Genomic DNA, 13,997 nt, shown 5'->3' with positions numbered 1-13,997 from the left:
TGACCTCAGCGATTGAGTCGTTGCAGCAGTCGGGCGCGCAGGTTGCGTGCGCGTGTTTCGTCGAGCGGCGCCAGTACGCGGCGCGCCGGTTCGGGGATGTGTCCGGCGGTGTCGTCGCCGGGTTGGAACACGTAATGGCGGAAGACGTCTTCCCAGATCGCGCGTTGGTCCGCCGGCAAATCGCGCACGGTCATCATCGCGAGCATCAGCGCGTTCATCGGCGTGTCCATCCACGCCGGTGTCTGCCGCCACCAATAGTTCACGAGCACGTTGAAGGTCTCGAGGCCTTCCATGTGATGCCACCACATGCTCGGGATCAGCACCGCGTCGCCGGGTTCGAGTTCGGCCGTCAGCGCGTGCCTGCGTGCTTCGGCGAAACGCGGGAAGCGCGCTTCGTCGGGTGCGGCGAAATCCACGAGGCTGATCGCCTGGCCGGCCGGCGTGTAGTCGAGCGGACCGATGTAGAGATTCGACAACTGGTCGGGCGGAAACAGGGTGACGCGGCGGCGTCCCGCGACGACGCACGCGAGATTGTCCGGCACATCCTGGTGCGCGGCGATGCGCGTGCGATTGCCGATCCAGATGCTCGCGAGCGGATCGCGATCGCGCAGGCCCAAATCGTTTTCGTTGCGAAAGCCCGGCAGCCACGTGTCGATCGTCGTCGATGCGACGTAGATCGCCGGCGGCGCTGCATCGCTTTCGTACTTGAGCAATGTGTCCAGCGCGACGCCGAGCGGCACTTGCTCCTGCCGGAAATTGAAGCCGCTCAGATCGTCGTTGTAGAAGAAGCGCCCGCCGATTTCCGGAGGGCCGACCGTCGCGACGACCGGCGGCGACTCGCGTCGATCGAACTGCTTGAGATAGTCGACGGCCGTCTTCGCGGACGTGCGCGCGGCGCGCACGATCGGCCAGTCCGACACCACGCCACGCAGCACGACCGGCTGGCCGCCGTGCAACGTCGCATCCGGCAAGGCGTGCGGATCGACGTTGGAAAGCTCGGGGATCGGCTTAGCGTCGGGCCACATGGCGGCGATTCATCCGCTCGATGAGGTCGCGGAACCGCGCGACGGAGGCGACCACCATGTACGCCGCTTCAAGGTGGCCCGCGCGATGCAAGGCTTCCAGCGCGGGGCCGGACAGCGCGCGCAAGCGTTCTTCGTTGACGATGTAGAAGCCGACGAGGCGATTGACGGTGCCGTCGTCAAGTTCGACATCGAGCGCGAAGGATTCGATCAGGTCGTTGTCGAGCATCGCGGCCATGAAGTCCGGCACGGTCTCCAGGCCTTCGTGCAGCGCACGCAGCACCGAGCTGATGCGATCCAGGTATTCGGTGGTGCCGCCTTGTTCGCGGAACAGCGCTTCGTCGCCGCCGTTGCGCACGCGTGGATGATCGAGATCCACGTGCACCATCAGCGCATCGCCGTCGCGGCCGATGAGGAAGGGCTGGCGTTCGATCGCGAGCGGCACGTACGTCGCATCCCAACGCTCGCCATCCAGAAAGAGATTCTCGCCCTGCTGGAAGCCGAACAGCGCCAGCGGCTGCATCGCACCATCGGCCGCCTTGTGGAAGACGATCGGGTAGTGCGCCTGCACGTTGCGGAATTCGGCGGGGAACGTGGGCGCCGACATCACGTCGTCGCCGAGCGCGGCCGCGTGGCGGCTGTCGATCCGCAGGTGGCGATGCTCGATGTTGTTCAGCAGTGCGTGGTTGGCCATGGTCGTGTCGTGCGATGCGGCGCTGGGTCCCATCCTATGCGGGTTTCGCGTGCGCGGGGAACATGCCTCGCGCTAAATGCGGGGCATGCCGCGCGACATCACGTGGTCGAGCATCTCGCGATGGCCCGGCAGGGCCGCGAGCATCTTGCGGGTGAGGTCGGCGGCTTCGCGGAAATAGCCTTCCGCGCGCGCCACGTCGTCCATCCGTCGTGTCGCCGGCCGTGCGTCGGGCATGAAGTTCATGCCGTAGAGGATGTATTGGTAACTGGCGGAGGGGAACACTTCCTCGACGCGATACAGGTCGTACTTCGACGGCGGCTGGTGTCGCCAGAGCTCGAGCAGGTCCTGCAGCCGCTGCGGGATCGATTCGGGGCGCAGGTTGTCGCGCCAGTAGTCGGTGTCGGTGCGTTGCGTGAGCACGTAATGCAGCTTGAGGAAGTCGACGACACGCTCCCAGCGGTACTGGAACGCGTCGTTGTAGCGGCCGGCGACGATGTCCATCGCCGCGCGCGTGGCGGGCAATTGATCGCTGAGCATCGAGGCCGCGAGTTCGACCAGCACCAGCGACGAGGCTTCCAGCGGTTCCATGAAGCCGCTCGACAGACCGATGGCGACGCAGTTGCGATGCCAGGACTTCGGGCGGTAGCCGGGGCGAATGGTGATGCGAGGCAGCGTCGTGATGTCCTGCTCGCGGCCGCCGGTCGCGACGACGTACTGCATCAACTCGCGCTCGGCCGCTTCGTCGGTCGTGTGCGTGCTCGAAAACACGTGGCCCACGCCGCGCCGGGTTTGCAGGCCGATGTCCCAGACCCAGCCGGCGCTCTGCGCGGTCGAAATGGTCTGGCACGCGATCGGCCATTCCGGATCGGTGTAGGGCACCTGCAGGGCGATCGCGCGATCGTTGAAGAGCACATGCTTCTGCGAGGCGATGTCGATGCCGTAGTGCTGGCCGATCAGCAGCGCGCGCATGCCGGAGCAGTCGATGAACAGATCGCCCTCGATCGCACCGTGCTCGCGCGTCTGCAACGACGCGATGTCGCCGTTGTCGTGCGCGTTGACGCCCGTCATGTGGTCGGAGACGTGGCGAACGCCGAGGCGCTCGATGCAATGCTTGCGCATGAACACGCCGAGCTTGCCGGCGTCGAGGTGGTAGGCGTAGTTCGCGACGCCTGCCCACTCCGGTGTCGAGAATTGCTTCGGCGCCTTGCCCGCTTCGCACAGGTGCGGCTGGAAGCTCACGAGCTTGCCGAACGGCACCTGGCTGTGTTGCATCCAGCCCGCGACGATGTTCGTGTCCAGGTAACCCTGCGGCAGCACGAACGGGTGGTAGTAGTAATCGTCGTCGTGGTCGCGCCGCCAGCGTGCGAATTTCGAGCCTTGCTTGAAGGCCGCGTCGCAGTTGCGGATGAAGTCGGTTTCGGTGACGCCCGTGCGGCGCAACGTGTCGCGCATCGTCGGCCACGTGCCTTCGCCGACGCCGATGGTTGCGACGTCGGGCGATTCGATCAGCGTGATGCGAACGCCGCTGCCGCTGGCCGCGTCGTGGTCGGCGGCCAGCACGGCGGCGGTCAGCCAACCGGCTGATCCGCCCCCCAGGATGACGATATTCCGGACTTCGCCCAATCAGAAGTTGTAGCGCACGCCGAACATGTAGCGCGGGCCGTTCTGGGTCGCGTAGAGCAGTTGATGCTCGTTGCGGCCATGGATGCGGATGGTCTCGTCGGTGAGATTGATGGCCTCGAACTGGAACGACAGGTGCTCGTTTAGCTTGTAGCCGATGCTCAGATCGAGTTGCCCGTAGGCCTCGGTGTAATTCGGGTTCGGAATGCCCGATCCATCGAACAGGCCGGACAGGAATTCGTCGCGCCAGTTGTACGCCGCACGCACCGACCAGTCGTAGTTCTCGTAGAACACGACCAGGTTGGCCGAATCGCTCAGGCCGACCAGCGCGAACTGCCCACCCAACTGGTAGTTGTTGTAGTTGAGGTTGGGGCTGTCGACGATCGTGTAGTTGGTGGCCACGCCGAAACCCGAGTCGCCGAAGACGTACTGCAGGTTGAGTTCCCAACCATCGAGCGTCGAGTCTTCGGTGTTCGCGGGCGTCGTGATGCGGAAGGTCGCCAGGGGATCGGTCGGCAGTCCGGTGATCGTCGGCGTGTTGCCGTTTTCGGGCGTGCCATCGGCATCCACGCCGGGCTGACCGTCGAAGTTGGCGAAAATGAAGTTGCGGATACAGACGACATCGGTGGTCGCGCAGCCACTGCCGATCGCGGCGTTCCAGTACGCGCCGCCGACCGGGGTGTGCAGGTTGAACGGCGTCTGGCCGTCGCTGCCGCCCACGTCGAGGATCTGTTCGGTGCCGATGTAATTCTTGATGTTCTTGCGGAAATAGCCGACCGACGCGTAGCTCGACTCGGCGAAGTACCACTCGGCCGAAAGGTCGAAGTTCTCCGACTGCAACGGCTTGAGGTTCGGATCACCCTGCGAACCGGTACCGCCGTCGACGCGGACGATACGGTCGAGCGTGCGACCGCCCTGCATGTCCGCCCAGCCCGGCCGACCGATGGTCTCGCTGTAGCTGCCGCGCAGGATCATGTCGTCGCGGACGTGCCACGTCAGGTCCACGTTGGGCAGCAGGTAATCGTATTTGCCCTGGATCGTGGCGAAGGCCGGATCGGCGAAGACCAGGTTGAGCTCGTTCGCCGAGCCCCACGCGATGCCGGTCGCAACCGGAACCAGCGCCGATGCGGTGATGCGGGTGCTTTCCCAGCGCGCGCCGATCGCGACGTCGAGCGGCATCTGCCAATCGAAGGTCGTCGTGTACTGCGCGTACGCGCCGGTGGAGTTCTCCTGCGTGCGCAGGTCGCGCTCGAACCTGCCCGGCGCCTGGTACCAGTCCGGACGTCCGGTGAGTTCGACGGCGCGGTTGCGCAGGCGTTCGAAGTCGAACAGCAGGAACTGGTCGGTGAATCGCGGGTCGTTCGAACCGGAGAACGAATCGAAGTAGTTCCCCATGTTGTCCGCGAACCAGATGCTGTCGTCGTAGTCGGCCGGCGTACCGACGCCGCCCCACGTATCGCGCTGCATGAAGCCGTAGGCGGTGCGGTTTTCCACTTCGGTCCGCGAAACGCCGAAGTCCAGGCCCGAGGCCTCGCCGAATTCGGCGCGGCCACTGAGTTGCAACTGCTTGATGTCCGCACGCGTGTACGCGTTCTGGAACACCGAACCGGTGACCAGTGCCTGCGAGGGCGCGACCGCCGCCACACCCGGCGGCAACGCGACGGTGAGCACGGGGAAGTCGCCGCTGAAATCGGCGGTCGTCGTGCCGCGCACGAATGCGGCGACACCGAGCACGCCCGCCGAACCCCACGGGCTGTCGGGACGCGTTTCGGCGGAGGAGTCGTGGTAGTCGAGCGCCAGGTCGAGGCCGTCGCTCACTTCCCACGCCACGTTGAAGCCGAGCGACTTGTTCTCGTTGACGTTGGCCAGCTGCATGCCGCCCATCGACAAGTCGCTGGTCGCCGGGTTGATGATTTCGGAGTAGATGATCGGCGCGGCCACCGGACCATCGGTCCACGAGGTCACCGACGGACCGAAGTTGAACCACACCGACAACTCGTTGCGTTGCTGCTGGATCTTGTTTTCGGAGTACGTGTAGTCGAGCGTCGTGGTGATGGCATCGGTCGGCGCCCACTGGAAGGCGACCTGGCCGTTGGTGCGCTTGCGCTGCACGCCGTTGATGCTGAAATTCAGGTTCTGCGGCACCGAATAGATGTCGGTGGCCTCGGGGCGATTGATGATGTTCTCCGAACCGGGCGAGCCCGGCTGCGGAATCGTGCCCCAGTTGTTTTCGTCGCCACGGAACGGGCGCCAGCCATTGGGCACCGAGACCTGGCTGTAACCGAAATCGCGCTCCTGGTAGCTGCCCGACACCGCGACGCCGAAGCGCCCATCGGCGAAGGTCTGGCTCCAGATGCCCGAGATTTCGGGCGTGAAGTCATCGCCCTGCAACGAGTCGGGCAGGTTGCCGTTGGACGAATCGTTGACGGCCTTGATGCCGATGTTCGCGACCGGATCGCTCTCCAGCGGACGCGCGGTCTTGATGTTGATCGTCGCGCCGATGCCGCCGGGTGGCGTGTTCGCGCGGCTGGTCTTGTAGACCTCCACCGCCGAAATCGCTTCGGAGGCGAGGTTGGCGAAGTCGAAGGCGCGCGAGTTGGAAATGCCCGCGCCGTTGGCGTTGCTCGATGCGGGCATCTGGCGCCCGTTGAGCAGCACGAGGTTGTAGTCGGGGCCGACGCCGCGCACCGTGACGCGCGAGCCTTCGCCCAACGAACGGTCGATCGACACGCCGCTGATGCGTTGCAGCGATTCGGCGAGGTTGGTGTCGGGGAACTTGCCGATGTCCTCGGCGACGATGCCGTCGACGACACCCTGCGCGTCGCGCTTCATGTTCATCGAGGACGTCAGGCTGCCCTTGATGCCCTGGATGGTCACCGTGTCGAGCGTCCTGGCTTCCTCGTCGCCGCTGACGGTGGCCTGCCCGGATTGTTGCGCTGCATCAGTCGATTGCGCGGGGGTCTGCGCGTCGGTCGATTGCGCGTACACGGGTTGGCCGAGGGCCAGGAGCAGGGCCGAAGCGAGCAAGGTGCGCTGCGGAACGACGTGCCGGTGCTTCATCAGAACTTCTCCCAGGAAATTCACGACGGTGATGCGGGCAGTCGTCCGGGCGGGGTGCACGGCGATAGCGGGGCGATGATTACAGCGACGTTGACAGCGCTGTCAACAGGTCGCGGTCAAAGGGGCGGCAATCGGTCCGAAACCGGGGGAATCGACGCGATTGATGTTGCGGCGCAGCGAAATCCAGCGCGGCGATCGCTCACCGGCGACGGGGTGCCGCGGTGGATTCGCGGATGAGCACCGCGTGGTCGACGCGCAACATGCGCCCGGCTTCGGGCGACTTGATGCGTGCAAGCAACTCGAGCGTGGCCATGCGCCCCATTTCGGACGTGGGCTGGCGGATCGTCGTGAGTGCCGGATGGATGTGTCGCGAGATGGGCGTGTCGTCGAAACCGCAAACAGAGAGATCGCGCGGCACGGACAAACCGCGCAACGCTGCGGCACGAATCACGCCCGCGGCCATGTCGTCGTTGGCCGCGAAAATCGCGGTCGGCGGATGCTTGAGTGCGAGCAATGCGTTCGCACCCTGCTCGCCCGAATCGAACGAGAATGCGCCTGGCACGACGAGCGCGGGATCGTATTCGATGCCCGCGCGTTGCAAGGCCTGCTTGTAACCCGAGTAACGCCACTGGCTGGCGCCGTGCGCGCTCGGGCCCTTGATGTGCCCGATGCGGCGATGCCCGAGCTTGATCAATTGCGCCATCAGATCGAGCACGGCCGTGGTTTCGTCCATTCCCACGCCGATGCGGTCGGCTGCGTGTTTCGGCGCGATGCATGCGAACGGCACGCCGCGTTGTTCGAGGAAATCGAGCACGACCTTGTCGTCGGTCAGCGGCGGAATCAGCACCACGCCATCGGGACCGAAGTTGCGGAACAGCGTCTGGATCTCCGCGACTTTTTCCTTGCCCGTGCTCAGCGGCGAGAGGAACAGGTTGTAGCCGCTGTCGTGGCACGCTTCGAGCATGCCGCCCTGGATCTCCATCAGGTAGTTGCGCGATGGATTGTTGTAGACCAGCGCGACGCTGTACGAACGATGCCCCGCGAGGCTGCGCGCCGACGGATTGGGCTTGTACTGCAGCTTCTCGACAGCGCGCATCACGCGCTCGCGCATTTCGGCGCGCACGTTCGGCTCGTTGTTGAGCACGCGCGAGACGGTCTTCATCGACACGCCCGCGGCGGCTGCGACATCTTCGATTCGGTTTCGCATCACGTGGCGTGAATGGGGTCGTGGGCGCGGCGCATCTTGCCAGAATGGATGCACGAGCACGCGCGTGGTTCCCATACCTGCCGGTATGCCCGGTCGGTCTGCAGTCGCGCGCGAAATGCTGCGCCGCACGAATTGACAACCCCCTTGGGCGCCTGTATTGACAGCGCTGTCAGCAAACCGGCGGGCTCGCGCCCGCGCGGTTCCCCCCGCATTGGATGCAACAGGAGCGCGAGCGTGCAGGCGAACGTCTTCGTGGGAGCAGGCGCGTTGGCCATGGGCCTCGCAATGACCGCAAGCAGCGACGCGGCGCAGCCCGCATCCACGACGGCCGCGCCGCTCGCGGATTGGCCGCGCATCGAAAGCCCGGTGAAAACCGACGCGGTGCTGGAAGCGCGCATCGCGCGCATCCTTTCGGACATGACGCTGGCCGAGAAGATCGGCCAGATGACGCAGCCGGAGATCAAGGCGATCACGCCGGACGAAGTGCGCCGCTACCACATCGGCTCGGTGTTGAACGGCGGTGGCTCCTGGCCGTCGATGAACAAGCACGCGACCGTCACCGATTGGCTGCGGCTGGCCGATGCGTACCACGATGCCTCGATGCGCAGCGACGCGAAGACGCCGATCCCCGTGATCTGGGGCACCGACGCCGTGCATGGCCACAGCAACGTCTTCGGCGCGACGCTGTTCCCGCACAACATCGGCCTGGGCGCGGCCCATGAGCCGGCCCTCGTCGAGCGCATCGGGCAGGCGACCGCGCAAGCCACGCGCGCCACCGGCATCGACTGGGTGTTCGCGCCGACGCTGGCCGTCGCGCAGAACGTGCGCTGGGGCCGCAGTTACGAAAGCTTCTCCTCCGATCCCGCGCTCGTGCGTGCGTACGCGGCCGACTACATCCGCGGCTTCCAGGGCGATTTGCGCGGCGACGGCACGGTGGTCGCGACCGCGAAGCACTACATCGGCGATGGCGCGACCGACCAGGGCCACGACCAGGGCAACGCGGTCATTCCCCTGCGCGAAATGATCAACGTGCACGGCCAGGGCTATTACGGCGCGCTCGGAGAAGGCGTGCAGACGGTGATGGCGTCGTTCAACAGTTGGCACGACGTCGAAGCCGGCGTCGACTACGGCAAGATGCACGGCACGCACGAACTGCTGACCGTCGCGCTCAAGCAGAAGATGGGCTTCGACGGCCTGCTCGTCTCCGACTGGAACGGCATCGCGCAGGTGCCCGGTTGTTCGAACGCGAGCTGCCCGCAGTCGATCAACGCGGGCATGGACATGGTGATGGTGCCCGAGGACTGGAAGGCCTTCATCGCCAACACGACGAAACAAGTGGAGGCGGGCGAAATCCCGATGTCGCGCATCGACGATGCGGTGACGCGCATCCTGCGGGTGAAGCTGCGCGCGGGGTTGTTCGACCGCAAGCCGTCCGATGGGCGTTACGCCGGCAAGGAATCGGCCGTCGTGCACCGCGAGCTCGCGCGCGAAGCCGTGCGCAAATCGCTGGTGCTGCTGAAGAACGAGAACGGCGCGTTGCCGCTGAAGCCGGGCATGCGCGTGCTGGTGGTGGGCCCGGGCGCCGACGACATGCCGCGCCAGGCCGGTGGCTGGTCGCTCACCTGGCAGGGCACGGACAACACGAACGCGGACTATCGCAACGCCGATACGGTGTTGGCCGCGATGCGCGAAGCGCTCGGTGCGGATCACGTGACATTCGATGCGCGCGGCGAGAACGTCGACGCGAGCAAGTTCGATGCGGTCGTCGCGGTGATCGGCGAAACGCCGTACGCCGAAACCAATGGCGACATCATCGCGTCCGAAACGATGTCGCATAGCCGTCGTTTTCCCGCGGACCTTGCCGCGGTGCGCGCCGCGGCGGCGACGGGCAAGCCGGTGGTCACGGTGCTGTTGTCGGGCCGTCCGCTGTACACCAACGATTTGTTGAATCTGTCCAACGCGTTCGTCGCCGCGTGGTGGCCGGGTTCGGAAGGCGGCGGCATCACCGATGTGCTCGTCGCATCGAAGGATGGCAAGCCGCGCTTCGATTTCCAGGGGCGCCTGCCGTTTTCGTGGCCGGGCACGCCCTGCCCGGCGCCGGAGAACCGGCCCGACCCGAAGAACCCGCCGCTGTTCGCACGCATGTACGGGCTGACCTACGCGAAGCCCGCGCCGGTCGCGCATCTCGACGAATCGACGGTGACGAGCTGCGGTGAAGCGACCTCGGTGCCGGTGTTCAACACCGCCGCGGCCGCGCCCTTCGCGCTGCAGGTCGAAGCGAACGGCGCGACGCAGGCCATCGGTGCATCGCTCAACGACACGCTGCGCTTCCCGACGGCCAAGCCCGCGATCGAAGTCGCGACCAGCCAGGTCAACACGCAGCAGGACGCCAAGCGCGTGACGTGGCATGCGCCTGCGCGCGTGTTCGCGCGCAGCGCGGGCCCCGTCAATCTCAACAACATCGCGTTCGCCGACGGCGCGCTGCAGTTCGATGTCATCGTGCATGCGGCGCCGACTTCGCCGGTCGTGCTGGCGATGAATTGCGGCAAGACCTGCGACGGCGTCGATATCGCGCCTGCCCTGTCGAAGCTCGCGATCGGTACGAAGGCGACGCTCAAGGTGCCGTTGAAGTGCTTCTCGCAGCGCAAGGTCGATGTCGGTGCGGTGGTCGAGCCGTTCAGTGTGTCGGTGACCGCGCCGTTCTCGGCCTCATTCACGCGCATCGCGGTCGTCGCGGGCGCGGCGCGCGCTGCCGATGCGATCGACTGCGGCACGCCCTGAGCCTTCGGTGCGGAGCGCGCTCGGTCTCTTGTTGCTCGCATGCGCCGCATCGGCGCATGCGCAAGGCTTCGCATGGCCCGATGGACGCAGGGCCGCGGTGAGCCTGGCCTACGATGATGCGTTGCCCTCGCAGTTGGATATCGCCGTCCCCGCGTTGAAGAAGCGCGGGTTGAAGGCATCGTTCTACCTGACGCTGGCGAACGACACCGTGGCGAAGCGACTCGACGATTGGCGCGCCGTGGCCGCCGACGGCAACGAGCTCGGCAACCACACGCTGTTTCACCCGTGCTCGGCATCGCAGGAAGGTCGCGAGTGGGTCGTGCCGTATCGCAATCTCGACACGATGACGCCGCCGCAGATGCATGAGGAGGTGCGCCTCGCGAATGCGATGTTGCACGCGATCGACGGACGGGATCGCCGCACGTTCACGCCGCCCTGCGGTGATCGGCTTGCGGGCGGCAAGGATTACGTCGACGGCGTATCGCCCCTGTTCGACGGTCTGCGCGTCCCCGGCGATGCGGTGGTGTCCGAAATGGCGGCGCTCGATCCGAACGCCGTGCCCGTCATGGCGCCGGTCGGCCTGACAGGCGCGCAACTGATCGCCCTCGTCGAAGACGCCGCGCGCAAGGGAACGATGGTCAGCTTCACCTTCCATGGCGTGGGTGGCGATTACCTCACCACCTCCGCGCAGGCGCACGACGCATTGCTCGATTACCTGGCCGCGCATCGCGATACCCTTTGGGTCGCGACCTTCGACGACATCGCCACCTACATTCGCTCACGACGGGAACCCAAATGAAGACACGCGAACTCTCCAGTCCCGTCGCCATCGCGATCGTCAGCCTCATCTTCTTCGCATGGGGCGGCATGACGAGCCTCAACGACGTGCTGATCCCGCATCTGAAAGCCGTGTTCTCGATGAACTACGCGCAGACGATGCTGATCCAGTTCACCTTCTTCGGTGCGTATTTCCTGATGTCGCTGCCGTCTGGCGCGATCGTTTCGCGCATCGGCTACAAGCCCAGCATCGTCGTCGGGCTGATCACGGCGGCCATCGGCGCGGCACTGTTCTACCCCGCGGCACGCCTGCCGTCCTACAACGTCTTCCTGCTGGCGCTCTTCGTGCTGGCGAGCGGCATCACCTTGCTGCAGGTGGCCGCCAATCCCTACATCAGCCTGCTCGGCCCGGCGGCGACGTCGCACAGCCGCCTCAATCTCGCGCAGGCACTCAACTCGCTGGGCACGACGGTGTTCCCGTTCTTCATCGGCCCGCTGATCCTGTCTGCCGCAGTGCTCGGCGCCGATCAACTCGCCGCGCTCTCGCCCGATGCGCTGGAGGCCTATCGCACGACGCAGGCGCGTTCGGTGCAGGTGCCGTACCTGTTGCTCGCCGGCGGCCTGGTCGCGATGGCGATCCTCGTGCTGGTGCTGCGCATTCCCTCGCTGAAGCAGGGCGTCGACGCGGGCGAAGAACGCCACCACAGCTATCGCCATGCGTTGCAACGCGCGCACTTGCGTTGGGGCGTGATCGCGATCTTCCTGTACGTGGGCGCGGAAGTCGCGATCGGCAGCTTCCTGATCAACTACATGGCGCGCCCGGAAATCGGCGGCCTGAGCGAAGCCACCGCGAGCCGCTATCTCGTCTACTACTGGGGCGGCGCGATGGTGGGCCGCTTCATCGGCGCCGCGTTGATGACCGTCGTCGATGCACGCAAGTTGCTCGCGCTGTGCGCGGTCGTCGCCGCGGTGTTGCTGGCCATCACGATGGGCACGAAGGGCAACGTCGCGATGTACAGCGTGCTCGCGATCGGCCTGTTCAACTCGATCATGTTCCCGACGATCTTCACTTCGGCGATCGAAGGCATGGGCTCGCTGACCGGCAAGGCGTCGAGCCTGCTGGTGATGGCGATCGTGGGCGGCGCGATCGTGCCGCTGCTGCAGGGCATGCTGGCCGATCGCATCGGCATCCAGCCGGCCTTCGTGCTGCCGCTGCTGTGCTACGCGTACATCGCCTGGTACGGGCTGCGGGGATCGCGCATCGGCGTGGTGGAAGCGACGACGACGCAGGCGCCCCTACGCGCGATGCATTGAATCAAGCGCGAAGGTGTTTCGGCACCTTCGCCTTCAACAGCGTCACGAGCGCGGGATCCATGTACGCGTAATCGTCCGGGATCCCCAGCACCACGATGCGTTTGCCGCCGATGTGCGCGCGGAAGCGCGTCGACAGCTTGTTGCGATGCGCGCGCTCCATGACGAACACCAGGTCCGCCCACTGCAACAGCTCGGGCGTGAGCGGATTCTCGGCGTCGTGGTTGAGGCCGGCCGACGAGGTTTCGATGCCGGGCCAATTGGCGAAGACCTGCTCGGCGGTGGGACTGCGCAGTCGATTCTGGCTGCAGAGAAAAAGAACGTTGGTCATGTTTTCGCGGTGGGATCGCCCAGCGTGTCGTTCAACGCGATCGCGGCGACGACCATCTGCTTCGCCTTGGTGGCAGTGAGTGCGTCGCCTTCCCTCAATTCGATCGTCGCGAGTTCGTACTTGCCGTTGCCCTTGAGCCGGTCATCCAGGTCGCGCAAGCGCTTGCCGCGCCAGAAGCCGAACAGCACGCGCTCGTCTTCGGCGCGAATCAACAACACCGGGCCGTTGTGGAAGTAAACGAGGTGGCCCCACTTGATGCGTTCTTCGAGCGCGCCCGCCGACAGCGTGGCCTTGCGCAGGCGCTCGACGAGCGGTTTGCGCCAGCCGTCGAGCGCGGCGAGATACGCGTCTGGGGATGCAGCCGGAATGGACTTCTTCATGGCCATGCACGGCACCTCGTCAGAATTTTTCACCCACCGGGAAATAGCGCCACGTCCCCACCGGCATCTTGCCCAGCGACACCTTGCCGATGCGGATGCGCTTGATCGCCACAACGTCCAAGCCGACTTGCTTGCACATGTCGCGCAGTTGCCCCGGCTCCGCGCCCTTGATCGCGAAGCGCAGGCGGATCTCGTTCTGCCAGCTCACCTTGCACGGCGGCAGCTCACGTCGGCGGTAGAACAACCCATGGTTGAGTCGCCGCAGTCCCCACGGCGCGATCTCACCGGACACCTCGACGATGTACTCGTGCTCGATGCTGTCCGCGTCTTCCGTGAGGCGACGCCAGATGCGGCCGTCCTGCGAGAACACCATCATCCCACTGTCTTCGCGATCGAGCGGCACCAGCGGCGTCAGTCGCACGAAGTGGTCGTCGATCGATTCGATGCGCGTGGCGAATTCGGTCCAGCGCGATTCCGGCGTGATCAGCGTGCGCGCGAGTTTGCGGCCCTCGATCGCGTCGTAGCCGACCGGCTTGTGCAAGACGATCGTGGTGGGGTCGGGGGCGGCCATGCCGGCCAGTGTAGGGCCGCGCGACTGGATCGTGGTGGGCCCACCAGCAACCGAAAAGATTGCGTAACCACCTGATGAATAATACAAACCACCCGAAGCGCCCCAGATCCTGACTCACGATCTGACTCACTTCCGCGAAGTCTCCGCCAAAGACTGCGGACGCGCATATGCGTTGCCTGTGGTTGGCGAGCCTATTCCCCTACTAGGGTACCGAACAAGCCCACTTCCCCGAGTGCTGGGGCC

The 13,997-nt window shown here is 65.6% G+C and carries 11 protein-coding genes; 3 read left to right on the top strand and 8 right to left on the bottom strand.

What is annotated here, in order from left to right; genetic code table 11:
• Window positions 1–5: 5 nt before the first annotated feature.
• From GN331_RS04155 to GN331_RS04135, 5 genes are all read right to left on the bottom strand, one after another.
• Window positions 6–1,025 carry a cupin-like domain-containing protein gene (locus GN331_RS04155; protein ID WP_156640562.1) on the bottom strand — a complete coding sequence of 340 codons (1,020 nt, stop codon included), beginning with the start codon at window positions 1,023–1,025 and terminating at the stop codon, window positions 6–8.
• A complete protein-coding gene (locus GN331_RS04150) occupies window positions 1,009–1,716 on the bottom strand; it encodes a SapC family protein (RefSeq protein WP_156640560.1) in 708 nt (235 codons plus the stop codon). Before GN331_RS04150 ends, GN331_RS04155 begins: the two co-directional genes overlap by 17 nt.
• Window positions 1,717–1,788: 72 nt before the next feature.
• Window positions 1,789–3,339 (bottom strand): tryptophan halogenase family protein, encoded by a 1,551-nt coding sequence (locus tag GN331_RS04145; RefSeq protein ID WP_156640559.1) that lies wholly within the window; start codon window positions 3,337–3,339, stop codon window positions 1,789–1,791.
• A complete protein-coding gene (locus GN331_RS04140; protein ID WP_156640557.1) occupies window positions 3,340–6,396 on the bottom strand; it encodes a TonB-dependent receptor in 3,057 nt (1,018 codons plus the stop codon). It abuts the gene before it with no gap.
• A 199-nt stretch (window positions 6,397–6,595) separates the two neighbouring features.
• A complete protein-coding gene (locus GN331_RS04135; RefSeq protein WP_156641237.1) occupies window positions 6,596–7,603 on the bottom strand; it encodes a LacI family DNA-binding transcriptional regulator in 1,008 nt (335 codons plus the stop codon).
• A gap of 285 nt (window positions 7,604–7,888) precedes the next feature.
• Here GN331_RS04135 and GN331_RS04130 point away from each other — a divergent pair, with 285 nt between their 5' ends.
• Genes GN331_RS04130 through fucP form a run of 3 tightly spaced genes read left to right on the top strand, consistent with a single transcriptional unit; the run spans window position 7,889 to window position 12,475 of the window.
• Window positions 7,889–10,384: a glycoside hydrolase family 3 protein gene (locus GN331_RS04130; protein WP_231734327.1), complete on the top strand. Its 2,496-nt coding sequence runs from the start codon at window positions 7,889–7,891 to the stop codon at window positions 10,382–10,384.
• Between the two features lie 7 nt (window positions 10,385–10,391).
• The gene (locus GN331_RS04125) at window positions 10,392–11,183 is read left to right on the top strand and encodes a polysaccharide deacetylase family protein (RefSeq protein WP_331713360.1); all 792 of its coding nucleotides are present in this window, start codon (window positions 10,392–10,394) and stop codon (window positions 11,181–11,183) included.
• Window positions 11,180–12,475: an L-fucose:H+ symporter permease gene (gene fucP, locus GN331_RS04120; RefSeq protein ID WP_156640553.1), complete on the top strand. Its 1,296-nt coding sequence runs from the start codon at window positions 11,180–11,182 to the stop codon at window positions 12,473–12,475. Before GN331_RS04125 ends, fucP begins: the two co-directional genes overlap by 4 nt.
• Window position 12,476: 1 nt before the next feature.
• Here fucP and GN331_RS04115 read toward each other — a convergent pair whose 3' ends face one another.
• The 3 genes from GN331_RS04115 to GN331_RS04105 are packed head-to-tail and all read right to left on the bottom strand — an operon-like array spanning window position 12,477 to window position 13,754.
• Window positions 12,477–12,803 carry a low molecular weight protein tyrosine phosphatase family protein gene (locus tag GN331_RS04115; protein WP_156640552.1) on the bottom strand — a complete coding sequence of 109 codons (327 nt, stop codon included), beginning with the start codon at window positions 12,801–12,803 and terminating at the stop codon, window positions 12,477–12,479.
• The gene (locus tag GN331_RS04110; protein ID WP_156640550.1) at window positions 12,800–13,189 is read right to left on the bottom strand and encodes a DUF1801 domain-containing protein; all 390 of its coding nucleotides are present in this window, start codon (window positions 13,187–13,189) and stop codon (window positions 12,800–12,802) included. The genes GN331_RS04115 and GN331_RS04110 overlap by 4 nt, the downstream gene beginning before the upstream one ends.
• A 13-nt stretch (window positions 13,190–13,202) precedes the next feature.
• The gene (locus tag GN331_RS04105) at window positions 13,203–13,754 is read right to left on the bottom strand and encodes a pseudouridine synthase family protein (protein ID WP_156640549.1); all 552 of its coding nucleotides are present in this window, start codon (window positions 13,752–13,754) and stop codon (window positions 13,203–13,205) included.
• Between the last annotated feature and the right edge of the window lie 243 nt (window positions 13,755–13,997).

The organism is Noviluteimonas gilva (genome assembly GCF_009740395.1).
GTDB lineage: Bacteria > Pseudomonadota > Gammaproteobacteria > Xanthomonadales > Xanthomonadaceae > Noviluteimonas > Noviluteimonas gilva.
The sequence above is the reverse complement of the archived record's forward strand: the minus strand, read 5'-3'. Positions and strand labels throughout refer to the sequence as shown.